This window comes from Pseudoalteromonas sp. A757 (assembly GCF_004103285.1).
GTDB lineage: Bacteria > Pseudomonadota > Gammaproteobacteria > Enterobacterales > Alteromonadaceae > Pseudoalteromonas > Pseudoalteromonas galatheae.
The window spans coordinates 111,328-137,389 of record NZ_QNQN01000061.1 but is presented as its reverse complement, the minus strand read 5'-3'; the positions used below and the strand labels follow the sequence as shown (position 1 = coordinate 137,389).

19 protein-coding genes and 1 CRISPR repeat array are annotated in these 26,062 nt (G+C 44.2%); of the genes, 10 read left to right on the top strand and 9 right to left on the bottom strand.

Annotated elements, in window-relative coordinates; all coding sequences use genetic code 11:
* A partial coding sequence (locus DRB05_RS22930; RefSeq protein ID WP_275669073.1) for a contractile injection system protein, VgrG/Pvc8 family occupies positions 1-1,952 on the bottom strand: 1,952 nt, incomplete at its 3' end.
* Positions 1,953-3,548: 1,596 nt separating this feature from the next.
* Positions 3,549-4,517 carry a hypothetical protein gene (locus tag DRB05_RS06205; RefSeq protein WP_128726152.1) on the bottom strand — a complete coding sequence of 323 codons (969 nt, stop codon included), beginning with the start codon at positions 4,515-4,517 and terminating at the stop codon, positions 3,549-3,551.
* 232 nt (positions 4,518-4,749) lie between these two features.
* Between DRB05_RS06205 and DRB05_RS06200 the strand changes: the two genes are divergently transcribed.
* The gene (locus tag DRB05_RS06200; protein WP_128726151.1) at positions 4,750-5,532 is read left to right on the top strand and encodes an MBL fold metallo-hydrolase; all 783 of its coding nucleotides are present in this window, start codon (positions 4,750-4,752) and stop codon (positions 5,530-5,532) included.
* Here DRB05_RS06200 and DRB05_RS06195 read toward each other — a convergent pair.
* The 3 genes from DRB05_RS06195 to DRB05_RS06185 all read right to left on the bottom strand — a co-directional run bounded on the left by DRB05_RS06195 (position 5,529) and on the right by DRB05_RS06185 (position 9,808).
* Positions 5,529-5,885 carry an Hpt domain-containing protein gene (locus DRB05_RS06195; RefSeq protein ID WP_128726150.1) on the bottom strand — a complete coding sequence of 119 codons (357 nt, stop codon included), beginning with the start codon at positions 5,883-5,885 and terminating at the stop codon, positions 5,529-5,531. The two genes, DRB05_RS06200 and DRB05_RS06195, sit on opposite strands and share 4 nt — an antisense overlap.
* Positions 5,882-8,626 (bottom strand): ATP-binding protein, encoded by a 2,745-nt coding sequence (locus DRB05_RS06190; RefSeq protein ID WP_128726149.1) that lies wholly within the window; start codon positions 8,624-8,626, stop codon positions 5,882-5,884. The genes DRB05_RS06195 and DRB05_RS06190 overlap by 4 nt, the downstream gene beginning before the upstream one ends.
* 291 nt (positions 8,627-8,917) lie before the next feature.
* The gene (locus DRB05_RS06185) at positions 8,918-9,808 is read right to left on the bottom strand and encodes a TetR/AcrR family transcriptional regulator (RefSeq protein ID WP_128726148.1); all 891 of its coding nucleotides are present in this window, start codon (positions 9,806-9,808) and stop codon (positions 8,918-8,920) included.
* A gap of 125 nt (positions 9,809-9,933) precedes the next feature.
* On the opposite strand from DRB05_RS06185, the gene DRB05_RS06180 reads away from it, so the two are divergent.
* The 3 genes from DRB05_RS06180 (at position 9,934) to DRB05_RS06170 (ending at position 12,808) form a co-directional block, all read left to right on the top strand.
* Complete coding sequence (locus DRB05_RS06180; RefSeq protein ID WP_128726147.1) at positions 9,934-11,664, top strand: ABC transporter ATP-binding protein; 1,731 nt, start codon at positions 9,934-9,936, stop codon at positions 11,662-11,664.
* A 220-nt stretch (positions 11,665-11,884) separates the two neighbouring features.
* Entirely contained in the window at positions 11,885-12,073 is a 189-nt protein-coding gene (locus tag DRB05_RS06175; RefSeq protein ID WP_128726146.1) for a hypothetical protein, read from the top strand.
* A gap of 273 nt (positions 12,074-12,346) precedes the next feature.
* A complete protein-coding gene (locus DRB05_RS06170; RefSeq protein ID WP_010603965.1) occupies positions 12,347-12,808 on the top strand; it encodes a GNAT family N-acetyltransferase in 462 nt (153 codons plus the stop codon).
* Here the strand turns inward: DRB05_RS06170 and DRB05_RS06165 are convergent.
* The 4 genes from DRB05_RS06165 to DRB05_RS06150 form a co-directional block, all read right to left on the bottom strand.
* Positions 12,794-13,036 carry a Rho-binding antiterminator gene (locus DRB05_RS06165; RefSeq protein WP_128726145.1) on the bottom strand — a complete coding sequence of 81 codons (243 nt, stop codon included), beginning with the start codon at positions 13,034-13,036 and terminating at the stop codon, positions 12,794-12,796. The genes DRB05_RS06170 and DRB05_RS06165 overlap by 15 nt on opposite strands.
* 64 nt (positions 13,037-13,100) lie before the next feature.
* Entirely contained in the window at positions 13,101-15,242 is a 2,142-nt protein-coding gene (locus DRB05_RS06160; RefSeq protein WP_128726144.1) for a prolyl oligopeptidase family serine peptidase, read from the bottom strand.
* 231 nt (positions 15,243-15,473) lie between these two features.
* The gene (locus tag DRB05_RS06155; protein ID WP_128726143.1) at positions 15,474-16,004 is read right to left on the bottom strand and encodes a DUF3833 family protein; all 531 of its coding nucleotides are present in this window, start codon (positions 16,002-16,004) and stop codon (positions 15,474-15,476) included.
* Between the two features lie 101 nt (positions 16,005-16,105).
* Complete coding sequence (locus DRB05_RS06150) at positions 16,106-16,630, bottom strand: chalcone isomerase family protein (RefSeq protein WP_128726142.1); 525 nt, start codon at positions 16,628-16,630, stop codon at positions 16,106-16,108.
* 143 nt (positions 16,631-16,773) lie between these two features.
* On the opposite strand from DRB05_RS06150, the gene DRB05_RS06145 reads away from it, so the two are divergent.
* The 6 genes from DRB05_RS06145 to cas7e all read left to right on the top strand — a co-directional run bounded on the left by DRB05_RS06145 (position 16,774) and on the right by cas7e (position 26,055).
* Positions 16,774-17,250: a GNAT family N-acetyltransferase gene (locus tag DRB05_RS06145; protein WP_088532761.1), complete on the top strand. Its 477-nt coding sequence runs from the start codon at positions 16,774-16,776 to the stop codon at positions 17,248-17,250.
* Between the two features lie 163 nt (positions 17,251-17,413).
* Positions 17,414-18,726: direct repeats of the CRISPR family, unit length 29 nt; unit sequence GTGTTCCCCGCAGACGCGGGGCTAAACCG.
* Between the two features lie 249 nt (positions 18,727-18,975).
* Positions 18,976-19,809 carry a WYL domain-containing protein gene (locus tag DRB05_RS06140; RefSeq protein ID WP_128726141.1) on the top strand — a complete coding sequence of 278 codons (834 nt, stop codon included), beginning with the start codon at positions 18,976-18,978 and terminating at the stop codon, positions 19,807-19,809.
* 107 nt (positions 19,810-19,916) lie between these two features.
* Positions 19,917-22,769 (top strand): CRISPR-associated helicase Cas3', encoded by a 2,853-nt coding sequence (gene cas3, locus DRB05_RS06135; protein ID WP_128726140.1) that lies wholly within the window; start codon positions 19,917-19,919, stop codon positions 22,767-22,769.
* Positions 22,770-22,812: 43 nt separating this feature from the next.
* On the top strand, positions 22,813-24,396 hold the full coding sequence (casA, locus tag DRB05_RS06130) for a type I-E CRISPR-associated protein Cse1/CasA (protein WP_128726139.1): 1,584 nt from the start codon (positions 22,813-22,815) through the stop codon (positions 24,394-24,396).
* Entirely contained in the window at positions 24,386-24,994 is a 609-nt protein-coding gene (gene casB / locus DRB05_RS06125; protein ID WP_128726138.1) for a type I-E CRISPR-associated protein Cse2/CasB, read from the top strand. Before casA ends, casB begins: the two co-directional genes overlap by 11 nt.
* A gap of 14 nt (positions 24,995-25,008) precedes the next feature.
* The gene (gene cas7e, locus DRB05_RS06120) at positions 25,009-26,055 is read left to right on the top strand and encodes a type I-E CRISPR-associated protein Cas7/Cse4/CasC (RefSeq protein ID WP_128726137.1); all 1,047 of its coding nucleotides are present in this window, start codon (positions 25,009-25,011) and stop codon (positions 26,053-26,055) included.
* Positions 26,056-26,062 lie beyond the last annotated feature (7 nt).

The window sequence follows — 26,062 nt, the reverse complement described above, 5'->3', positions numbered from 1 at the left end:
TCAAACACGGTCATGGCTTTGCCTTTTAAGGTCAGTAACTTGTCTGCAAAGATGTTGACGTTACCACTTGAGTCAATACTGATTTCACTGCCGCCATTGGCAAGGGTGAGGTTGCCAGAGCCACTGCCTTTAATCGTGATATTACCTTGGCTTTGAATGATTTGACTTCCCGCGGGAGCGGTGATGGTGAGGTTGTTGTCTGCCTTGAGGTTTATATCGCTTTGGATAACATTGCGATGGCTGCGACCCGCCTTAAGGGTGATATTTTGTTCGGCGCTGACGTCAATTTGATTGGCGGTGACGTCTAGGTTGGTTGCTGCATCGGCAATGACTGACTTTTTACTCTCCAGTGCCAGTTGTTGTTTGGCGCTGGCGATAAAGGCTTTATTGGTGAGCAGTCGAATTGCACTTTTAACACTGCCAAGTTGTATGTCTTTGGCTGCAAAAATATTCATCGCACCAAGTTGTGCAAGCCAGTGAATATAAGGCTGCTTTTTATCCCCATGTAACACTAAGTACTGATTACTCGCTAAGGTTTGCAGCACAATATGCGGGGTATTTAGAGTGTCATCAAACATCAACAGGTTTTGGCCGCGAGAGCACAACACGTTTTGGGCGTTATTGGCGCTGGTAACAACGGATGGTTGGGTATCGTTAAGGGCAAAGCCTAAAATATAACTTTGGTCAGGGTCGTTGTTCATACAACCGATGAGCACATTACTGTCTGGCAGGAGCGGAAAGTGTAACCCCGTCGGCTGCTTTTGGCCGCGACAGGCATATTGTGTGAGGCGCTTTACTGATTCAGTGACTTGACTATCAAAATGTACTTGCGTGGCATATTGCCCTTGGGTATCTAGATGAGGATTGGTCTTTGACCCCGACAATGAACGTACCGTGGCGGTAAACACCATCGGCTTGGGACTATGCTCTGGGGGAGTAATACGTATTGGCACACTCCGAGGTACACACACCGACTCGCTATGATACGCAACTTGCTTAGGGTCATTGGCACTGCCTTGCTTATACACCTGTTTACTGCGAATACAGGTATAATCGCCACCTTTCGCTGTGCCCAATTTACCATTTAACGAAAACGAATAACCGGCATTGGCTTCGGCTACGTTGCCTACCAGCGTGACTTCATTTTTACCTTGTTGATAGGCAAGCTCGAGATTGCCGGTGCGCTCAAATTGCTCAGCGGGATTGTGTGCCGCAGGTTCAAAATAGCTGCGCTGCGCCGAGCTGACGGAGGTAGGCGGATGGGCATTTACATGCACTTGGGAGCCACCCATTCTAAAGCGATGGCGACTTTGGCACTGCGTAAACCCGACAAAGCCGGTTTTATGCTCGTGAACCAGACCATCTTTATCTGTCACCGATAGCAAGCCTCGCTCAATATAGGGGCTTGCAAGGTTCCCCTCGGCAATCACTATCGACTCAATAAAATCATGGCATTCAAACCAATAGATTAAGCCGTACTTTGCTAAGAGTCGGGTGAAAAAGGTGTAGTCGTTTTCTAGCGCTTGTACACACTGCGGTAGCGTGGGTAAGTCTTTAGTGACTCGCCATTTTATCCGGTCTTGTGAATAGCCGGCTTTTTGTATCAACTTATTGAGGACAGACTGGACATTGGCTTGTACAAAGATTTGGCTTTTTTCTGTTTGCTTAAGTAACTCAAGGCGAGGCTTTAAAATTACCTCTGCACCACAGGTATGCTCAGACACAAAACCAGATTGGATATCAAACAAAGTCCCAGTGAAATACGTTGATATTGCATCTGGTGACTCAATTTCAAACGTGAGCATATTGCCGACAAGTAATTCATCAGCCAGGTCAAATTGGGATTCTAGGTTCGCTTTGAGTAAAAAGCCGCTATTGATACAAGTCGTGAGTTCAAAATCGACGACATGTACAGGATGGTTAGTACCATACACCACAATCCTTGTTTGCATTTTTTATGTCCACTGTTGTTGGTTAAAGCTGTGCCACCAATACGCGGTACTACTTCCTAGTGTGCTGCAATTGGTTTTTATTTGTGCGCTATTGTTACATAAAAGGCAAGCATTTTTAACTCATTTTTTTTATTCAGCATTCGAATGGTTATCTTTTGGCATAACGGATGGTTTTGAAAACGCCTCCCCGAAATCACACCGAATCCTCAAATCCAAGTCGATATATAATATAGCGTTGTGGGAGGCGGTTTACCCGCCGAGAAGTATGTTTTTCGAGTGAAGTATTGCCTCTTCTTTAGGCATCAAAGAAAAGTAAGTTTTAGTCTATGGATGGGCGTCGAAGTCTGTCAGGAGGACGGGCTGGCTTTACGGTAAATTTCGAGCTACCAGCCGTTAGCAACATAAACCTCCATGTTTAATATCAAAGCGCATCCATGCGCTCCTCGTTCATTCTTTCTAAACGACGAAAAAGAACGAACCAAGAAAACGTCGCCCCAGCATCACACTCAATCCTCAAATCCTAAGCCGATATAGTGCAACCGTCTTGTAAGGCACGTCCCTGTGCCAGACAAGACTTGGCCGACATCCTGTCGGTACATTGCATATCGGCTTATGCTTTTCGGGTGTGATGGAGGGGGGGGGGAAGGTTGCCTGTGAAATTTCCACTTTCTTATTAGCGATAGAGTAGTTTACAAGCTCAAAAAATTGTGGCTCCAGCCTCACAGTGCAAATAGTGTTGTAGGAGGCGATTCACCCGCCGAGAAGTTATGCTTTTCGGGTAATGAGGGAGTGCCTTTTCTTTTGGCGTCAAAGAAGCCCATGGATGGGCTTCGAAATCGGTCAGGAGGACGGGCTGACTTTACGATACATTTCGAGTTATCAGCCGTTAGCAACATAAACCTCCATGTTTAATATCAAAGCGCATCCATGCGCTCCTCGTTCATTCTTTTTAAACGACGAAAAAGAACGAACCAAGAAAACGTCGCCCCAACATCACACTCAATTCTCAAATCCTAAGCCGATATATAATACCAATTGCACTAAGTCTCCAATCAATTTGAAGGGTGAAATACCATATTAGCGTCGTTAAAAATTTCTCATTTAGAACAACTAAATAGCAAAATTTTTGCCTAGCTACTAAAGCTATTTCTCCGCTTCAAATTGCTCATTTACCTAATACAATTGGTATCGCAACCGTCTTGTAAGGCACGTCCATGTGCCAGACAAGACTTAGCCGACATCCTGTCGGCACATTGCATATCGGCTTATGCTTTTCGGGTGTGATGGAGGGGGAATAAGTTGCTTGTGAGATCTTCCAAGGTTTTAGCCGTAAAGCTGCTGAAAGTATTGTAAAAACTATCAGCGTAGCCTCCAAGCTCACAGTCTAAATAGTTTTGTGGGAGGCGGTTCACCCGCCGAGCAGTTATGTTTTTCGGGTGATGAGGGAGTGCCTTGTCATTAGGCATCAAAGAAGTCCATGGATGGGCGTAGAAACCTGTCAAGAGGACGATCTGATTTTACACATAGTCTCGAGTTAATGTTGAACTTTACTGACTGTGGAGCAATCGTATATTGCTCCACATTTAAGTCATTCAGCTAGTCATCTAGCTTTACGGCTCCCGCTATCCTGTCTATTTTCACCGAGCCTGAGCCTGACTCGGTAATGGTCAGAGAACCTGCATCTACCACACGGATATTTCCAGCACCGTCTTCTATTTGAACATGGCCCTTCACTGCTTCGATATCCGTATTGCCCGAACCATCAACGATAGTGACATCGCCTTGGGCGTGACGCACACGAATGTTACCGGATTCATCATCGATTTTAATATTATGTCCGCCTTCAACAACTAGTGAGCCAGAGCCATCGGTGATATCAGCGTTGCCGCTAAAACCGCGAAGGGTTAGATCGCCAGACTCATCTTCTATTTTGATATCCGTGCCGCCAGCCACATTAATATTACCCGAGCCATCCTCCAACCCCAGTGTATCGATCAACCCCTTTATGGTTATGTCGCCAGAACCATCGTCGATAACGAGTTGCTGGACGTTAGTGACATGGATATTGCCACTGCCGTCATCAATTTCAGCACCTTGAATATCTTCTAATGTGATATTGCCAGAGCCATCATCTAGCTTGATAAAACCTTTGATATTTTTGATGGTTATATCACCCGAACTGTCATCAAGTGTTAGTGCGAGCTGACTTGGCATGGTGATGATTAGGTCAATTCTAGGGCTGTTATTACGATACCATTGTACACCAGAACTTGTATCAGAATCGGCTACCAATATGGCGGTATCACCTGACTTTTCAAGGGTAAGTCGATAGTTCTCCGTTTCTGTGGTTAACACTGAAGCTTCCACTTGGATCTCTTGTTGGTTGTCGTATCCAATGATTTGGATATTACCCGAGGTGGTATTTGCATCAAGTTTGCTTATCTCTGCAGCGCTGAGCTGTAGAGATTTATGGAGTGTTTTGGTTGCCGCTGCGCTTGGAGAGATATGTACGACACAGCCAGATAAAAGGCTAAGGGCGGCTAAACTGGTGAAAAGCTTTTTCATTTTTGTTATTTTCCGTAGTGATGATGACATAATGTTGTCATTCAGCAATAGTTATACCATAAATAGTGTCTATATAAATCAATGAGTTAATAAATATTGATACTCAAGGTTGGTCAAAATAGCGAAATCACATAGTGAGCTGAGCCAAAAGTTTGCAGATATGACTGTCATGTGGTTGTAAATTCGACAGTGTAGTCTGGCGCTATTGCTTGCTTATTTTTCTGACAGTGCAATGAAAGACATGACCAAGAAGACCGAGCTACACGCTGTCAATCCGAAATCATTCGTTGATAGTCACTGTAAACCAGACGCTGCAGTCTTTTTAGGAGTTGGAAGTGCCGCCAGCGCTGCAACTCTTGGGTGTTCTACCTGCGTATTGACCCATAAAGGCTTACCTTGGTTATTGATAGATTGTGGCTTTAATACGGTGTCACGCTATAAAAGCCATTTTGCATCATTACCCGATGCTGTGTTTATTACTCACCTTCACTATGATCATGTTGGTGGATTGGAGCAGCTTTACTTTCAGGCTGCATTGAGTCAGCACCAAGTCACATTATACGCTCCAGCAGAGTTAATCGTTGGGTTGTGTAACATGCTCGCCTACACCGGACTAAGCGAGGGTAACTGTGGTGTTTGGCAGGTCTTTCGTTTATTTCCAGTTTCTGAAAGCTTTCTTCATCGTGGGCAGCGTATACACAGTTATGCCGTTCGTCATCATGAGCCCAACAGTGCTTTTTCGTTACACCTCCCTGGTAGCTTGTTTTACAGTGGTGATACTAAGGCTATTCCTGAGCTACTCCATCACCATGTCAGTAACGGCGAGGTTATTTTTCATGATTGCGGTCTTGCAAACAACCCCAGCCATTGCTCCCTTGATGAGTTGTTGACGAGCTATCGCGAAGACATCATTAAAAATATTTGGGTCTATCATTACCAGCATCAAGAAGATGTTGTGAAGTTTGAACACGCAGGACTCAAAGCAGCGATTGCTGAGCAGTCGATTACGCTTTAAGTTTGCGACTGAGAAGTTAAATAGGCTTTTAATTCTCGAACAAACTCGCTACCGATCTCATGGTGTATCGCTTTTATTATTTCGGCGCACTCCGTAGTGTTGTTATCAAGTGCTGAATATTCTAACGCCTGTAGATGCTCAGCTAGTACCTCTGCCCCCACTGCTTTGGCGGAGGTTTTGAGGTAATGGGCTTCGTCTTTTAACGCTTGAAAAGCACGTGTTTGGTATGCCTCTTTAATCTTTGCGCAGCTCGATTTCGATTGCACCAGAAAGTCGGTGTAAAACTTTTTTGCTGTGGCAAAGTCATCACCAATTAAGTCGATAAGTACCTGAGGGTTGAGAGTTTGACTCATTGTGTAAAGTCCATATCTAACCATTTACCTAAAGTGTTTTTGAGCTCTTGTAGCCGCACAGGTTTGCTAACATAATCGTTCATGCCACTGTCTAAGCAAAGCTCTTTATCCCCTTTCATCGCAGCGCCAGTAACAGCAACAATAGGAATTGCACTGCGCTCTTCTTTGGACTCAAATGCGCGAATTAATTTAGCCAATTCATATCCATCTATCTCTGGCATATGACAATCGGTTAGTAAAAGCTGATATTGTTGGCTTTTATACATCGCCAAAGCCTCTTTGCCGTTATTAGCGATATCGCAGGAAACCCCGAGTTTAGAAAGTTGTTTGACAATGAGCTTTTGGTTAAAAGGATTGTCCTCCGCAAGGAGTATATGCTGCTTACCATTAGTATTCGTTTTGTCATCGCTTGGGCTGGAAGCTTTATCGTCTAGTGAAAGTAGCGCGTCCAGCTCACTGAGATCGTTTAACTCACCTAAATCAGTCTCATCATCTTGTTGGCTGGCTTTAAGTTTACTTAGTAATTGGCCGATTGAGTATTGAGTCTGTGGTGTAATTGGTTTTGATTTTTGCGTCGTTAACGCTTTGCTGGTCAAGTTAGCAAACGCGCTTTCATCAAAAAACATTAATTCTGGAATAGGTGAGAGTATTTGTTTTGTAGAGGCTTCGGCTTGCGTTGTGAAAACGCGAATAAGTGCAGCGCCGTCAGTTTCTTTGATTTCATTAGGTGATTCGACGATTTTGAGCTCGCTGCAAAAATGCGTGCAGGCATTATACAGTTGTGTCAGTGCCAACGAACTTTGCCAACAGGCATCACTAAGCCAATAGAGTGTATTAAATGGCATGTTGGGCTGCTGTTGCGTCCTCGGACACCAAACGGGAATGGTAATGGTAAAAGTTGAGCCTTCTCCAGATTTACTTTTTAAAGCGACCTTGCCACCCATAAGGTCAATAAGCTTGCCGCATATTGCAAGGCCTAACCCCGTGCCGCCATACTTTCTGGTAATAGAGCGTTCGGCTTGTGTAAAGGGGGTAAACAGTTTCTTTTGTACTTCCGGTGCAATGCCAATTCCATTGTCTTCTATCTTAAATATCAGGTGAGATAAAGCAACGCCCTCGGATGCCCAATGCACAGTGATGGTCACTTTCGCACCGCCTTCACGATCTGCAACGCTAAATTTGATCGCATTACTGACAACATTAAAGATAATTTGTCGCACTCTATTTTCATCGCCAATCACTTCTAATGGCAGCTTTATGTCCTCATGCACCGTTAATTTTACCGATTTATCTCGTGCGTGGGCTTCGAACGTTTTGATGATGTTATTAAGCATTTTAGAAGGAGAGAAAGGATAACTTTCAAGCTCCATTTTCCCTTGCTCAACTTTGGCTAAGTCTAAAATATCATTCAATATTGAGACTAAATTATTGGCTGAAATAGACGCGGTTTCTAAGAGTTCTTGGTTGTCTTCATCAAGCTCAGATAGCGACATGAGATCCAATGAGCCGATAATACCATTCATTGGCGTTCTAAGTTCATGGCTCATCATAGACAAAAAGTCTGACTTGGTGCGACTTGCTTGCTCAGCTTTAATAATAGCAGCCTCAAGATCAGCAGTGCGTTCAGCGACGCGTTGTTCTAGCTCTTGATTAATATGCTGGAGCTTTTTTTGGGCAATATAGACGTCGGTTTGATCGATAACAACACCATCAATACGTGATGGTCGGCCATATTCATCTAGTCCGACAACACCTTTAGCATAAACGACAACAATATCCTTGTCGTTGAGCAGACCGCGATAGCGCTGCTCAAAGATCTCGCCTGAGCTTAATGATGCTTCTAGCGCTTGAATAACCCGAGCTTTATCGTCGGGATGAAGGCTAGCCTCCCAAAGATGCAGATTGCCTATATCATCTTCCGAAAGCTTAAAAATTTCATTCGCTTGATGATCCCAATTCCAAATCCATTGATTCGCTACTCGTATTGCTCGCCAAGTGCCTATTTTCCCAGCTTGCATAGCAAGTTCTTTGCTTTCTTCTGCATCATGTAATGCGACTAACATGTCTTTTTCGTGAGTACAGTCAGCCAAAATCCCATACACACTGTGTGTTCGGATACAATATTTAACTTGCTCGCCTTTGAGCTCAAACCAATGGATTGAGCCCCTAACCTCTAGTCGGAACTCAAAATGCAGCATAAGTCCTTGTTCAATGTGATGGGAGAGCAGTTCGGAAAATAGCGGCTGGTCCTCTTGGTAAATCATACTTTTTAAGGTTTCCCAGTCGAGCTCGGCCGAGGCCGGAAGGCCTATAAGAGATTTAAATTTGGGAGAAAAATATGCTGTCTTGTTTAGCAGGTCGTAACACCAAACGCCGAGGTTTGCGCTGTTGACGGCGTGACGTAAAATTCGGGTTTGTTCGTCCTCTAAAGGATTTTGACAATAATAAGTAGAAAGCTCGGCAATATGCACAAATATTTCATTGCTGTGGACATCATAAAAGGAAAGTAAAAATTGTACGTTTGGCGATGTGCGCAACGAAACTTGTATCAAAGAACCATCTGCAATCGTCTTTTGTTGCTCTTCTACACATGAGGGAAAGGTAAATAGGTCTTCAAGGTGCTTATTAACGATATTATTTTCAGGTACGAGCAGTTTTTCCGCAGCAGTGGTTGTATGACTGACATACCACTCAGATGTAACAATCAAAATTGGCATACTGTCTTTTAGTGCTGTTAGCATCACATTCCCCAATCGTATCCTCATAAAACAATATAGCAGTTCATGATTAACTTGCTGTATTTATGGTCTATCTAGTAATTGTTGAGGAGGATGAGCAAAGCCTGTAAATTGTCGATGCTGAGGGGGAGAATTTTTGTCTAATGTGTGATGGTTAGGAATGTAGATCAGAGTACAAGGCCATTGCTACCTATGAAGTCGTCGAAGGTTTATCACAAGAGCCTTATCTACAAGTCAGCAGTGCAAAGCGAGATTGTGCTTTCCCCTACCATTAGTACCATATTACGCGGCGGTTTATACCGCCTCTACATTGAGTCTTTCTGCGAGTAGCTGGCGCTCAGTATTTAATCCTCTATAGTCTCTAAGTCCAGCGAGAAGCGCCCTGATTAATACTGTATCAGGGTTTTTACTTTGTAGTTGAGCTTCCAATAGAGTGATTGTGTGGTCTACGATCTCACGCTTTTGTGGTGTAAGTTTTAGCTTATGAGACTTCTCCTGGAGCTGTAAAAAAGCTTGTTGGACTTTTTGTTCGTGGAGTTGTTGTTTTTTGGCTTCGATCTCTTTTTGAGATGGGAAATCCTGCTCGGTTAACACCGGCGAAAGGGCTTGATTTGGTAGCGCTGTACAAATTGAGTCCATACACGACACTACCCAATTAACCAGCTTTTCAGTGTCGAAATCAATACCTTCAATCACGGGAAGCGAAAGGTAGTTAGCTATAATGCCATCAAGCGTCATCGCAAGGTCGGTTTTCCATGGACGAACTTGCTCGCCATAGTTTTCAAGTAAAAAACCTTCCTGTAGCGTAAGCCACGTTAAGCGAAATTCTTGATAGAACATAATTAAGTTATTTGAAAAGCTCAGTGACTCCTCCTGCAATAAGAGTTGAAACATCGCTTGGTACTGCTGTAAATCTTCGTGCTGGAAGCGGATTTGTTGTTTTAGCTTGGCAATTGGAGTCAAGTCATCACTTTCTAATATTGCTCTTATTTTATCTAGCAGATCCGCTGTTTGACGCTCAAAAACGGCTAATAGTAGTTCGTCTTTTGATTTAAAGTGTAGGTAGATAGCACCTTTCGAAATGCCCACTTTATTGGCGATGGTTTGCATGCTAAAGGCAATATCGCCCTCAGCTAAAAGTAACTGCTCCGCGCATGTGAGTATTAATTTCCGCTTATCAGACATAGCTCCTCCTGTTCACATTGCAGTATACAGTCAATTTAAAAATGACCAATAGGTCATTTTTAAATTGACTAAGTCCAAAAATAGGTCAATTATTATATTGTCTATTCAACGGGGACATCATAATTATGAACAATACATCATCTTTAATACAATTAGTCAGGCGCACGCGGCCAAGTCGACTATTACTATCAACTCTGATTTTGTTTACGCTCATTTCTAGTATTTTAGGTTTGTTGGTGCCTTTGCAAACGAAAAGATTGCTTGAAGAACTCGTAGAAAAAGGTCATTTTTCAAATGAACAGGTAGTCATATTAATTATGGTATTAGTATTTTCCGCTGTGCTAACAGGGTTGATGACTTACATCATGGGTAAAATTGGCAATGAGCAAAAGCTTAAGTTACGCGGAGACCTTTTTCAGCACCTCATTCGTTTGCCAGTTTCCTTCTTTGATAATACAAGGGCTGGGGAGCCCGCGAATCGTATAGTAAAAGACACTGAAATTATTGAAAACCTCGTGAGCGAGCAGTCTGTGTCTTTTATATCTGGTGTAGTTTCATTATTTGGTTCTTTTATTATTCTATGGTTTTTAGACTGGCAAATGACACTTGTAATGCTCTGTGCAGTGATGGCTAGTTTTCTGATCATCTTACCGTTTTCTGTCAGGCTGACGGATCTGTCTAAGTCATTACAAGACACTGAGGCCTCTATGTTAGGAAGGTTAACCGAGCTGTTTGCCAATATCCGCTTACTAAGAGCGCAAGGTGCAGAGAAAATAGAAGCTAAAAAGAACAACAATGAATTGAAGTCACTGTATAAAACCGCAATGTCAGAACATACGCTTTTAGCTACCATGAGCGCACTGGTGAATTTAGTGATCATGGCTTCGATAGTGTTAGTACTGGGATTTGGTGCATCAAGGGTTGCCAACGGTGCGATGACGCTAGGCGCTTTTGTTGCGTTTATTATGTTTTTACTGAACATCGTGTTGCCGATGGGGCAGTTAAGCATGGTGGTAGCCGCGTTTAATAAAGCAAAAGGGGCGGCCGTTCGTATTAACGAGATCTTAGCTACAACACCAGCAAATGAGAGTGGTCATACGATTAACCTGACTGATAAGTCAATTTATGTTCGCAATTTATCTTTTAGTTATGCTGATGATAAACCAGTATTTAAAAGCTTGAGCTGTGAATTCTTAAGTGGAAAAATGACCGCTATTGTTGGGCCATCAGGAGTTGGTAAGTCTACACTCTTCGCTTTGTTGCAGGGCTTTTACCAAGCGCAGCGTGGTTACATTGAAATTGCTGGGCTTAATGTTGAAGAGCTAGACCGAGCCAATTTAAGAGCGCAAATTGGTTATGTTGCGCAAGAGAGCCCGCTGTTGTGCGGCACTTTATACGAAAACTTGGTCTACGGTACTGATGAGGCAATAGATGATGAGCAATTACAGCATGCTATCGCCACGGCCGATTTAGCAGAGTTCATCGCGACACTACCTGATGGATTGAATACTCAAATTGGTGAGCGTGGTATTACTCTGTCTGGCGGACAAAGGCAAAGAGTTGCATTGGCGCGAGCACTATTAAAAGACCCAGCATTGCTGCTGTTGGATGAAGCAACGGCAAGCCTTGATTCACAAAGTGAGGCCGCTATCCAAATTGCCCTGAAAAATGCAAAAAAAGGTCGTACTACAATTATTGCCGCGCATCGACTCAGTACGGTTATGGATGCTGATACTATTATCGTCATTAACAAAGGTGAGATTGAGTCACAGGGAGATCACCAGTATCTGATGCAACACTCTTCGCTTTACCAAAGCTTAGTGAATAAACAGTTCAGCCTTCAAGCGGTAAGCTAATAACTTTGGTTGGGGTCCGCCAGTTGGATAGGTGGAAAGTGAATGAACAGCAACGTCATTAGTAAACGAAGTAATACTTTTTGATGTTTTTTTAAAATGATATAGCACTAAAAGTTTAGTTGTGATAAAAAGTAATTATATTTAACTAAGTGCTATTTTAGTTATTGGTTAAAAAGGATTGGTTTTTAGGGAAGACAAATTCATTTTCGTAGGTTTGTTTATGCCCCATAGAGCATCACACCCAAGTTCGCATACCTCTATCCCGCTTATTATAGTGCTAACAAGCGTGTTGTTATTACTGACTTTACTGAGCTTCCCAAGCAAGAGCGAACAACCTGTAGAAACCAAAGTAACAATACTTAAGAGTGGTGCGATAAAGCATGATGTTCGGGCAAAAGAATCAGAATGAAAAATTCTTAGTTACCTAAAGGTATCTAATACACACCATCACCTTACACTTTGTAACAGTTCGGGGTTACAAATTTTTATCTAATTAAAACAAATAGTTAACAAGTTAAACTAATACCGTCGTAAAATTTCCACACGTACTCAGCTCATCATCTTACCTCTATAATTTGCTTATTATTTCTAACTCGGTATAGTTTGACGTCGGCCAGAATAGTAATAATATTGCTCAGTTTATGGGCGCAGGACAAATTGGCCTTATTTCTCAGAGGCAGGTATGCAATTAATTCAGTTAAAGTCAGATGACCCACAAGTAGTCGCGGTGTTTTCTGAAATCGATAAGCTTATGAACAGCTTATATCCAATCGCAAGTGCACAGTCTTTATCAATAGAAGAAATTAACCAACCTAACGTGTATGCCGTTGGCTTACAAAATGAGGAGGGCATTGTAGCGTGTGGTGCGATTGTAAAGCAGTTTGATAAAACCTTATACGGTGAAATTAAGCGCTTATACGTAAAACCTAGCTATCGAGGTAAAGGGCTTTCTAAACGTATTATGCAAATTTTGCTTCACTATGCGGGTGAAGCGCAGATCCCGCTGATCCGGCTGGAAACCGGCTCTAAGCAAGCCAGTGCGATAAGTCTTTATGAGAGCTTGGGGTTTGAGCGGTGTGAGCGCTTTGGGATGTACCGCGACAACCCGTTAAGTGTCTTTATGGCGTTATCACTGAAATCTTAATGTTGTAAAGTAGGGATTATCAGTATCGGCAGAGATGCTTGTAATCTCTGCAAGCATCACAGTGACAGCTTGGCTTTCTTGTTCTAAAACTAAACACTCCTGTTTGTCGACTATGGCCGTGTTTTCGCACCTGCCACGCACAACGTCACCATCTTTCATCTCAATAGTAACCTTTAGGCGTTTTAGGCACGCTAGTTCAATATAATCATACTGTTGGCAACTGATCATAGATACGTCCTTATTGAGTAAAGCCACCTGCTTGTACAGGTGGCTTTTCAAACTAGGCTTATGCTTAAAGGGACTTAATTCCCATATTGTAAAGCGTAAAGCCATAAATATCGGCATACTGTTCAATCGTTTTGCTTATTGGTGTGCCTGCGCCGTGCCCGGCATTGGTTTCGATACGAATAAGCGTCGGATTTGGACCTGTGTGTTTGCTTTGTAGCTCAGCTGCAAACTTGTAAGAGTGTGCAGGTACTACGCGGTCGTCATGGTCACCTGTTGTGATCATGGTTGCCGGATAATTTACACCAGCCTTTACGTTATGCACAGGTGAATAACCTTTCAGGTATTCAAACATCTCTTTGTTGTCTTCCGCTGTACCGTAGTCGTAAGCCCAGCCAGCTCCAGCAGTAAAGGTGTGATAACGCAGCATATCAAGTACCCCAACCGCTGGCACTGCAACTTTGAATAGGTCTGGACGTTGCAACATCGTTGCACCTACTAACAAGCCACCGTTTGAACCGCCGTTAATTGCAAGCTTTTCACTTGAAGTATAGTTTTCGGATACTAAATATTCGCCTGCAGCAATAAAGTCATCAAAGACGTTTTGCTTCTGCATTTGAGTCCCTGCTTTGTGCCACTTTTTACCATACTCACCACCGCCACGTAAGTTTGCTACGGCATAAACACCACCCAGCTCTAACCAAGCTGCACGTGTCGGGCTAAAGTAAGGCTTAAGACTGACATTAAATCCACCGTAACCGTATAGTAGCGTTGGGTTATTACCATCTAACTTCAGCCCTTTTTTATGGGTGATGATCATCGGTACGCGGGTGCCATCTTTTGAGGTGTAAAAAACTTGCTTAGACACGTAAGCATCTGAATCAAAGTCTACTTTATCTGAGCTATATAATTCGCTGGTGCCTGACTTTGCATTGAAAGCAAAAATCGATCTTGGCGTTTTGTAGTTGGTGAATGAGTAATAGAGTACTTCGTCTTCTTCCTCACCACTAAAGCCACTCGCTGTACCTACTCCTGGAAGGGTGATATCACGGATCAGTTTACCTGTGAAATCATATTGTTTTACCAATGAAATTGCATCTTTGATGTAAGTTGCAAATAGGTAGCCAGAGCCAGTTGATACTGAAAGCACATTGTCGGTTTCCGGGATCACATCTTGCCAATTTTCTGGTTGTGGTTGCTTTGCATTGACTTTAACGATACGGCGATTCGGCGCATCTAAATTCGTGCTCAAGAACAATGTATCGCCTTCACTGTGGATAACGCTGGTATCAGAGTTGGTATGATCTAAAATCGTTACCCATTCACTATTGGGTTTGCTCAAATCACGAATAAATAGTTTGTTACCTGATGTCGACACTGCAGCAGAGATCACTAAGTACTTTTTGTCGTCTGTCACACCACCATAAATGTAGCGGTGCTTTTGCGCGTCAGTAGCACCAAAAATGACTTTGTCTTGAGCCTGGGGTGTTCCAATCTTGTGGTAATACACCTTATGTTGGTCAGTTTTTGCAGAAAGTTCGCTGCCTTTAGGCTTATCATAACTTGAGTAGTAAAAGCCTTCATTACCAAACCATGAGATACCGCTAAACTTCACGTCGACTAGAGTTTCACCGACCTGCTCCTTAGTTTCAGTGTTTAGTACAATTACTTTACGCCAGTCACTGCCACCTTCGGAAATTTGATAAGCGACTAATGAAGCATCTTTACTAAAACTTAAACCTGCAAGCGATGTTGTGCCATCGTCACTCATGGTGTTTGGATCTAAAAATACCTCAGTCTCACCACCTTCTTTTTGGCGGTACAAAACACTTTGGTTTTGCAGCCCATCATTTTTGTAGAAATAGGTATAGTTACCGTGCTTAAATGGTTGAGAAACACGCTCGTAATCAAGTAATTCAGTGAGGCGTTTTTCGATATCTTTACGATACGGAATTTGCGATAAATATGCTTGTGTTGCTTCGTTTTGTGCTTTTACCCAAGCTGCGGTTTCTGAACTTTTATCATCTTCTAACCAGCGGTATGGATCTGCCACTTGTGTACCAAAGTAACTGTCAACAACTTTGCCCATCTTAGTTGTTGGATATTTTACGGATTGCATTGAGGCTACATTATTCGATTGTTCGTTTTCTGTATTTACGCAGCCGACAAGTGCAAGGGCAATTGCTCCTGCTAGTATCTTTTTAATCATTACTGGGATCCCTATAAGTTATTTGAGCAGCAGCGCAGGTGTTTTTTCTTGCGTTTTACTCAGTAATAACACTTATCTATATAATACTTTTACTTTGTGCTCTCAGTATACAATTACTGTTCTGCACCACTATAATGGCTATTGATTGTAGTAGAGCCGTCATGTTTGTCTACAAATTGTAGACAAACACACGGGTTAGAAGGGTAAGCGGATGTTGACTTAGGCTCGTTGCTATTGTCTTTGCATAAAGATTGTGACTTCAGCCATTACAATGCCGAACTTTTCGATATAAGAGCGGTTGATTAGAGTGGTTTGATCAAAAGACCACATCCAATCATCAAAGTGTACTTCATAGCTGGTATCATCAACGGGTAAGTCCATTCTATACTGCCAATTCATTGCATTACCGAAGGTTTCACCCGATGCTGAATCGAGAATATCGTCGGCGCGGCCAGAATACTGATTGTTAGCTGCTTTTGTAATAGTCCAAATTCGTGTTTTCACGCCGTCACCGAGCAAATAGTTGAAGGTCTCATCTAAAACAAGCTCAGACTGGTCGTTGATTGAGCCTTTAATATCGACAGTAAATTGTTGGACTAAGTTACCATCTCTGTCTTGGACTATCCCCCATGCTTTTATGTCACCAACAAAAAACTCGTATGGATCGAACTGTGGTCTGAGCGTAGAGTATTTATTACCATCAATGCCGGAACTACAAGCAGATAATAAAAATAGGGTGAGTAACATCAAGATAGTACGCATTGTTTCTCCTTAGATTTGAAAAGTGTTCGAGTGCTGTTGCTGCCGGTATGTCTCGCTGAACAAAATAGCGAACTTAAAATTGAGAAAAAGACCATTAGTGATCATCGTATTAGGCCCAAAAGCTCGGATCGCATTGTCGGCTCGGAGGTTTTCTCACTAAGCCAAATGTCGAAAAATCGTGTAGTAAATTCCGAGTCTTTCACTTCACCAATGAGCTTGTCACCTTCATAAAACTGGGTATAACCGTCAAGTGTTCTTAAACCATATAGCACGGTACCTTCAGAAACGTCGGGAAATATTTTCACCATTTTTGTTAGCCATTGCTCACCTAGGCTTGAATTACTGAACCCTTGCTTTTGCATCTCTTTTAACGAGCGTTTTGCTATCTCTTTGCCATCAAGCGCGCGTAGATAATGTAATGCCAATACAAAAGGCTGTTCTTTAGAGTACACCCCTTGTGGAGCATAAAGGCTGGCGTCATAAACATCCCAAAACAGGTAGGTCATTCGACTTGTTTTGCCGACCTGTTGAGGGTTTTCTATAAATTGATTTACAACATCACTGGTACTTGCGAAACCCTGAGTGCTTAAAAACAACACCAAAAAGGCAAAGATGATCCTTTGCATATTAACCTCTTCCTGTATAAAAAACTGTTAGCCTTATATACGAACGAGCCGGAGTGTTTGTTCACTTTACTGCTGCCTGAAAGGTGCTGTCATCCCCCTTTACAATTTGCTAAGCTGGCTAAAACCTTCAACTAGGAGCCATTATGAGCCTTTCAATTCGCCCTGCAGAAGTGGCTGATGCTGCAACGATACTGCACTTTATCAACGAACTTGCAATTTATGAGAAAGAGCCGGATGCCGTGCTCAATACCGTAGAAGAAATAGAGCAAAAACTGTTCGGTAAAGAAGCCAGAGCACACAGCGTTATTTGTGAATTAGATGGTGAAGCAATCGGATTCGCAGTGTATTTCTTTAATTATTCTACTTGGCTTGGCAAGCATGGACTTTATCTTGAAGACTTATATGTGTCACAAGACAAACGCGGTGTTGGTGCAGGTAAAGGGATCATGAAGTACCTAGCAAGACTTGCACTACAAAAGGACTGCGGTCGCTTTGAGTGGGTGGTACTTGACTGGAACAAACCATCAATCGATTTTTATGAAAGCATCGGTGCTAAAGCACAAAATGAATGGATTATTTATCGCCTAACAGGGCAAGAGCTCATCGATTTTGCTGAGTAAGTATAGGGAAGTTTATTGGTTTGTTGGCTATACATTATTTGAAGAGAAACCCCCGTTCTTTAACAATTGAGCCGAGTAAACATACGTAGAATTTGTACCCAATATTTTTGGTGAACATTGCAATGGTGATTTTTGCCAATAGAAACAATGAGATATTTTTAGAGTGTTCCCCGCAGACGCGGGGCTAAACCGTCTTGAGCAACGCAAACTTGAACAAGAACTTGCGTGTTCCCCGCAGACGCGGGGCTAAACCGAATATTATCGCAACAGCAGGTGGGATCCCCATGTGTTCCCCGCAGACGCGGGGCTAAACCGTTGAGGCTAATTATTGAGTCAGAGCTTGAGGCGTGTTCCCCGCAGACGCGGGGCTAAACCGACTTGAGGCCAAGCGCCAACGCAAAGCCAAGGGTGTTCCCCGCAGACGCGGGGCTAAACCGAAAACCCCACTAGGGGAAATGTATCTGGCATCGTGTTCCCCGCAGACGCGGGGCTAAACCGTTGATGTTGTGACCGTAGTAGGTCGTTTAATCGTGTTCCCCGCAGACGCGGGGCTAAACCGAGTTAGCCGCTATTGAGCTTGCCGAACTTTATGTGTTCCCCGCAGACGCGGGGCTAAACCGATACATAGAGATATTCGTGATTTGGTTGATAACGTGTTCCCCGCAGACGCGGGGCTAAACCGATTGAGTCATTTGGCAACCTCAGTGAGTTTAGGTGTTCCCCGCAGACGCGGGGCTAAACCGCATTCGACGTGTGGCTTGAGAATAAAGGAGTACGTGTTCCCCGCAGACGCGGGGCTAAACCGGTGGTACTGCACTCTGAAAACTTTAGTGCCAGGTGTTCCCCGCAGACGCGGGGCTAAACCGTACCACGGCCTCAGCAATCTAGTTGCGCCATAGTGTTCCCCGCAGACGCGGGGCTAAACCGGATCTCAACTGGATATTTTTTCAGTTCAACTTGTGTTCCCCGCAGACGCGGGGCTAAACCGAGTGTACAATGAGCTTGTATATCTTATCTTGCGTGTTCCCCGCAGACGCGGGGCTAAACCGGTAATTTTACCGCAGAAAACGGCAGAGTTTACGTGTTCCCCGCAGACGCGGGGCTAAACCGCCGTTATAGTTCACCCCAATTTCTGCGCGGGCGTGTTCCCCGCAGACGCGGGGCTAAACCTTGTTCTCACTCATTAGTAAACTCCACAATTTCGTGTTCCCCGCAGACGCGGGGCTAAACCGGCAATTGTGCTTGCGCTTGACTTTATAGCTAAGTGTTCCCCGCAGACGCGGGGCTAAACCGTAAGTATGACGAACTACGACGACAGGATTTATGTGTTCCCCGCAGACGCGGGGCTAAACCGCGACTACTCCAACGGTATTCTATTGGCAACTCGTGTTCCCCGCAGACGCGGGGCTAAACCGTGCGTCATCCGTATCGATTTAGATTTTGTTAAGTGTTCCCCGCAGACGCGGGGCTAACCAGTAGAACATTTTAGTAGGAAAGCTGTGGTGAGTAGCTTGGCTGGAAGTGGCGGCAGGGCGAGACTCGAACTCACATCATATATAAACTGCATATAACCGTTACCCATTGGAAACACTGCCGTCAAAGTTGATTATTAATCAACCATCAAAAAAGTGCTAGCGTGATCTCACTGTTAGTTTGTCTCAGGTCAATGACTTACTTTGTTTGTTTTGATACATTTATTTTACGAAAATTTTACCAGAGTGTTTTATGCAGGCTAAGGAAGAGCTGTATTTTAGATATATTGAAGCAGTATTGTTTTGGCAGGGAGAAATCCAGACCGGTACTTTCCAGAGTAAATTTAAGCTTTCACGGCCCAGCGCACGGCGTTATGTCACCGACTTTATTGAACGCTATCATATTGCCGCAAGCTACAATGAGTCTGAGAAAGCTTATGTGCTGGCAAGCCCCTTTACACCTAACTACATCTCTCAGGATTTTACTGAGTATACTAGTCTCACTGGGGAACAGTACGTCCACAACTTGAGTTCTTCCACCATCACAGCGCTGGCATTACCACACAGAAAGCTTAATCCCACCATTTTGCGGCCCATATTGAATGCCTGTCGGCGACAAAGCGTGCTGGATATTCGCTATCAGTCTATAAAAGAAGGCGGTGAAACCGAACGCGTGATCCGCCCTCATACCTTGATCAACTCTGGGCTGCGGTATCACCTGAGAGCCTACTGTGAGAAAGTCAAAGGCTTCAGAGACTTTTCATTATCGCGTATCGTCTCAGCCTCCCCAGAATTTATCAGCAAAGCACAAAAATACAAAAAAGACGACGAAGCTTGGCTGCAGGAAGTCACTTTAACCATAATCCCAGACCCAAGACTCAGCGAGTACGCCCAACAAGTTATCGCCCACGACTTTGATATGCACAACCACCAAAAGCAAATTAAAACCAACGCTGCGCTGATCAATTATCTGATCAGCATTTTGAGGCTAGATGTTCAGCATCCACACCCGGAAGCCCAACAAATAGTGATGGAACCGGCTTGTTATCGGGAACTGAGGGCTAGGGGTTTGCTATGGAACATTTGAGTAAACGCACCCGACCGGGTAATTCTTTTACTGGTTGCAATCGCAGGATTGTTGGCATTTTATTCGCGTCGTAAGCTGAGTGTATTGAAAGCAAGGACTAGAACAATATGACAGATTTAAACAGTTTGATGTTCAAATACTGGGGTAAAGCCAGAAAGCCACTCGAAATTGATTATTGTATGAGAGAGATGAATGGCGAGTCATTACAAGATATTGTTGAACGCTATCCAAGTGTTAAATCTGTCGATCACCTCAAAGCACTTGCAAGCAGAAAAGGGTGGCAAATTGTCAGGCAGGGCGAAACTTTTCACCGTTATCACCTGCTTGTATTTCATAGCCTGGATGTGGCGGCGGTTGCACTGACTTATTTAGATTTGAATAAGCAATTTACACAAGATTTGGCCGAGTTTCTTGGTTTATCCATTCCACAGCTCAGGTCATCGGTTGGTTTCTTTGTTGCCATTCACGACTTGGGTAAATTTGCTTCAGCATTTCAAAACTTAGCAGAATTTAGTGATAGTAATTTAAGTCAAAAAAGATCAAGAGAACCTTACTCAGCAAAGGACGCACGGCATGACGGGTTAGGCCATCATTTTTGGAAAGCCTGCGCCAAGCAAATTGAAGGTGCACCGAACGAAGTAACGCAGGCATTTAAAAAGATAGATTCTGTGCGAGTCATGCTGAATTGTGTTTTTGGTCATCACGGTGAGCCGGTTGTAGCGCACAAATTTGGTAGCAGAATAGAAGACTATTGTGTCGATGAAAATTACCAGGCTTGTAGAGAGTTCATAGCGTATTGCCTTGAGTTATTTGCTGATGATCTGCCAACGGAAAAGTTTTCGGATAGAGTATGGCGCGATCACCTAAGGTATGCCAGTTGGCACCTTGCAGGTTTGTGCACTCTTGCTGACTGGTTGGGCTCAGATACTCAGTATTTCACATATCGCTCTGAGCCGATGGATATACAAGCTTACTGGCTCGAAGCTGTAAAACAGGCACATAAAGCGCTTACAAATAGGCAGTTGACCAGTCAGGTAGAGGTCTTCCCTTATGAGTCAACCGCTAAGCATTTTGGCTTTAGTACACCTACACCATTGCAGTCGTTTGCTGAGCAAGTGCCTGTCGGCTCTTCACCACAATTGTTTATTCTGGAAGATGTAACGGGTGCAGGCAAAACCGAGGCTGCGCTAATCTTATTGCATCGTTTAATGCAGGCAAAGGCTGCGGATGGCTTCTACTTTGGTTTACCGACTATGGCTACCTCCAGTGCCATGTACCATCGTATCGCACAGCATTACGGACAAATGATGTCCGTTGATGGCAAAAAAGCTAGCCTAGTATTAGCACACGGCGCGAGTATGATGGAGGATGCATATCAGGAGTCACTGGTCACAGAGCAACTTCCCGATCTTGAATATAGTAAAGCCGATGAAACAGCGAGTCAGGCTTGCCATATCTGGTACGCAGATTCTAAAAAGAAGGCGCTGCTTGCTCATGCTGGCGTTGGTACGGTTGATCAGCCTTTGCTATCGGTTTTAGCCTCCAAACACAGCACGCTACGTTTTCATGGTTTGTTTCGTAAGATTCTAGTGCTTGATGAGGTACATGCCGCAGATCAATATATGCTCACTTTGCTAGAAGATCTTTTACGTATTCATTTACGGTTTGGCGGCAGTGTTATCCTGCTTACTGCGACCTTGCCGCTGGAAAGACGCAACAGGCTTTGTCAGATCTGGCAAGAAGAGCTGGGTCTTGAATCTCCCGAGTGCACTAAAAAAACAGGCTTTCCGCTCGCAACCTGGGTCAATGAGCAAGGGAAATTAAATGAGCAACCAGTGGAGAGTTTACCGAGAAATCACAAATCTGTGCGGGTTGAATTTATACATTGTGAGCAGGCCTGTATTGAAGAGGTGCTGATGAGAGCATCACGCGGAGAAGCTGTGGTTTGGGTGCGTAATACGGTGGCGGATGCGCAGCAAGCGTATGATTTACTGTCAAAACGCTACCCGCAAACACATATCACTTTGTTCCATAGTCGCTTTGCTTTATACGATAGAAAGCAAAAGGAAAAAGAGGTGCTTAGCAGACTGGGTAAGCAAAGCTCGTCACAGCAAAGGCAGGGGCAAATATTGATTTCAACTCAGGTGTTTCAGGAATCAATCGATGCAGATTGCGATTTTATGCTCAGTGATATTTGCCCTATTGATGACTTAATTCAGCGTGCAGGTCGGCTAAAACGCCATATTCGTGATGAACACGGCAATCACAACTCTGAGCTCTCAGAAGATAAACGCCCTCCAGCTGTATTAAAAGTGTTTTGCCCTGAGTGGCAGAGCGAGCCAGAAAAAGACTGGCTACACAAAAATCACTCTGGCACGGCCGCCGTTTACCGGAGCCCTACCATTATATGGCTTACGCAAAAAGTGCTAAGAGAGAAAGGCGGGTTGTATTTACCGGATTGTGCTCGCCATTTGATCGAAAGCGTTTACAGCCAGGCTGCGCTAAACACCAGACCAGTAGATCTGGATTGCTATCACAGCGAGTATCAGGCGCAAACACAAGCGATGGAAAATCAGGCAACGCTTCAGAAACTGGATTGGCAAAGAGGGTATTGCCGGCAGGCGGGTAACGTGTGGATGGGGGAAGAGCTTGAGATCAGCACGCGATACAGCGACAGAGTTAGTATTCAGGTGGTGGTATTAAAGCTAAACCAAGCTGGAGATATGACCTTTTATGCTGAAGGCCGCGCCGAAAAACACCTGCTACAGCATAGTGAAATACGTGTAGATCAAAGAAGTATAGCTGAAAAGCTGGCCCCAATTCCGAATGAATACAGTGAGCAACTGGAGAGGTTGCAGGAGCGCTATCCTTCACTCAAATATAAGCAATGCTGGTTGCAAGGAAGTGATGAACGATTTTTATATGATGCATTTAAAGGGCTAACAGAGGTTGGTGAATAGCCTATTTTAGGGGCTTACCCCCATTTCAATTAGGGAAAATGGTATGAATAATTTAGTACAGGACCCTTGGCTATATTATCGGTTCAGGGATAACTCTATCAGGCAATTGCCTTTGTCGGCGATAGCAAACCCCGATGTGGTTGACTTTGCTTTGCCACGCGCCGATTTTTACGGGGCAGCTTATCAGTTTGCCATTGGTTTATTGCAAACCTGTTGCTCTCCCGAGGAAGGAGAAGACTGGTACAACTGGTATGAATCACCTCCTTCAGAGCAGGCGCTGTCAGAGTCGTTCAGTAAAGCAGCACACGCATTTAATTTGTTTGGTGATGGCCCGCTGTTTATGCAGGACTTAGATCCGTTACAAAGTGCGGGCACGCAGAACGTCAACACCTTGTTGATTGAAACTCCGGGTGACAACACGCTTAAAAATAATGTAGATCATTTTATAAAACGTGGCCAGGTTGAAGCAATGAGCCCAGAAATGGCGGCGCTTGCATTGTTCACCTTGCAAATTAATGCACCAGCTGGGGGCGTTGGTTACAGAACGGGGTTACGCGGTGGTGGGCCACTTACAACCTTGATATTACCCAATGAAGAGTCGGCCAGCTTGTGGCATAAACTTTGGTTGAATGTTTGTATTGCGCCTCAGGTGAGCGATGCACAGTTGCAATCAGGGGCCATTTTTCCTTGGCTTACAGATACCAAAGTCAGTAAAGAGAAAGGCACAGAAGTGCTCTTTAAAGATGCCCATTTTCTTACACATTTTTGGGCAATGCCGAGGCGCATACGGTTACGGCCAGAGGAGTCGGCGGGCACTTGCTCACTGACTGGCCATCAATGTGAGGTGTTCGTTAAGTCTTTTGCCACTACGAACTATGGCAACAACTATGCAGGGAGTTGGTGGCACCCGCTCACGCATTATCGCAGTAACCCTAAAAAACCACATGAAGATAATCTCTCCAGTAAAGGGCAGCCCGGTGGCATTCAGTATAAGCAATGGCACGCCTTGTGTTTCGCCAATGAAAGCGAAGGCAACCATCCAGCCAAAGTGATAGACGAGTTTTACGATATCAAAATGGACTATATTGATCAGCAACCGAGGCTCTGGGCATTTGGTTTTGATATGGACAATATGAAAGCCAGAGGCTGGTATGACAGTCAGTTCCCGGTGTTTTTACTGGATGAGACTAAACGCGCAGGCGTGGTCCATGACCTTAATCAGGCCATTCAGATTGCCATGGAATTTAGCAGCATGATGCGTACCTTGATTAAAGAAGCGCTGTTCGACAGGCCAAAAGATGTAAAGGCAGATCTGGCCCAGCATACGCTGAGTTACTGGCAGCGCAGCGAGCGCGACTTCTTTATTGCAGCTCAGGCTATTTGTGTTGAAGGAGAGCTACGAAGTGAAGACGCAAAGCGCTGGTTCTATCGTGCCCTCAATACCGCGTTAGATATTTTTGACGAGGTGGTATTGAGCACTTCCATGGATAACAAAGCCATTGCCAGAAAAGTAGCAGCAAGACAGAAGCTGACCGCCTGGTTACATGGGAAGAAAATAAGTAAAGACTTTAAACGGCGTTACAACCTAAAGACACAAGACAAGGAGGCACAAGCCAATGACGCTTAATTACAAACCGAAAAGTCAGCTGTTCAATACAATTAGCTGGGATGCATTTCAAACAGTGTTTCGCTGGTGGCTTGCTATGTCGGATGACGAAGCAACTCAGGCTGAGTTAAACATTAGGCCTGCGCCAACAGTATTTCGTGCTCAGCTTAAGCGTGCTTCCAGGTTGGACGACGTTTATCTCACTCAGGGCTTTTCGGCACTATGGCAGGCGCTACCCGCCGAGATACACAATCATAAAAAGGACTGGGTGATGCCCTGCTTTGCTGTAATAGCCAAAAGCCTCAGTATGGTGCGAAGCCATCATGAGCGTGGCACCTTTGCCAGAGACTTAGGGCATGTGGAAGAGGGTGCAGATAAGCCTGTAGTCAGTGAGTTGCGATTTCAGAACCTTCAGGCTGCAAAAAACGAGCAGGAATTTGTTACACAATTGAGCCGTCTTTTGGCCCAGTTGAACAATAAAACAAACATTTTAAGCCTGGCAGACGACATTGCCTGCTGGTTTGAAGAACACAATTATCAGGCGCCCAGACGGGCAGACAAGCGGATCGCCGTACGCTGGGCGATGGACTATTACAAAGATGTAGCGAACAAGGCATAAATAAGGAAAATACCATGAGCAAATTTATTCAGATCCACACTCTTACTTCATACGCACCCGCAAACCTGAACAGGGAAGAAACCGGTAGACCGAAAACTGCCAAGTTTGGTGGTTTCGAACGCCTGAGAGTCAGTTCGCAAAGTTCAAAGCGCAATTGGCGGGTGAGTGACGTATTTCAAACGAGCTTAGCTGATCACATTGGTACCCGAACTAAAAAGTTGGGTGTTGAGGTTTTTAACTACCTAACCGAAAAAGAAGTAAAAGAGAAAGACGCTAAAGCTTGGGCAATTGAGATTGCGGGCGTTTTTGGCAAAGGTAAAAAAGACTCGCTGGAGATTGAGCAGCTGGCGCACATTAGCCCCAGCGAAAAAACAGCGGTATTTGCATTGGCAGGTCAACTAGCAGCAGAAAATCGCGGACCGCAAAAAGACGAGTTGCAACTCCTTAAAGCAGAAAACCAAGCCGCAGATATTGCTTTGTTTGGCCGCATGTTGGCATCGAGCCCAGAGTTTAACGTTGAAGCTGCTTGTCAGGTTGCGCACGCAATCAGTGTTGAAAATGTCACGGTAGAAAGTGACTACTTTACCGCGGTGGACGACCTCAACGCAGGAAAGGGAGATCAAGGTGCTGCGCATATTGGTGATAGCGGTTTTGCTTCTGCGGTGTTGTACAACTATATCTGCATTGATAAAGAGCAGCTGGTAGATAACCTTTCTGGTGATTTAGAGCTTGCCAACAAAACCATCGCCTCATTGCTGGAGTGTATCGCGAAAATCTCGCCAAAAGGCAAACAAAATAGTTTTGCATCTCATGCTTATGCCTCATACATTCTGGTAGAAAAAGGGGAGCAGCAGCCGCGCTCACTGGCAAGTGCTTTTGTCAGCCCTGTAAAGGCCCTTGACGAGAGTGAGAACGTGACGCAAATCGCAGTTCAGCGTTTAGAAAGTCAAATCAAGAACTTTGATTCTGTTTATGAGTCTTGTGCAGATAGTCGTCAGTCTATCAATGTATTAACTGGTGAAGGCAACTTTAAGTCTTTGCAGGCTTTTGCAGCTGATTAATGAGGTC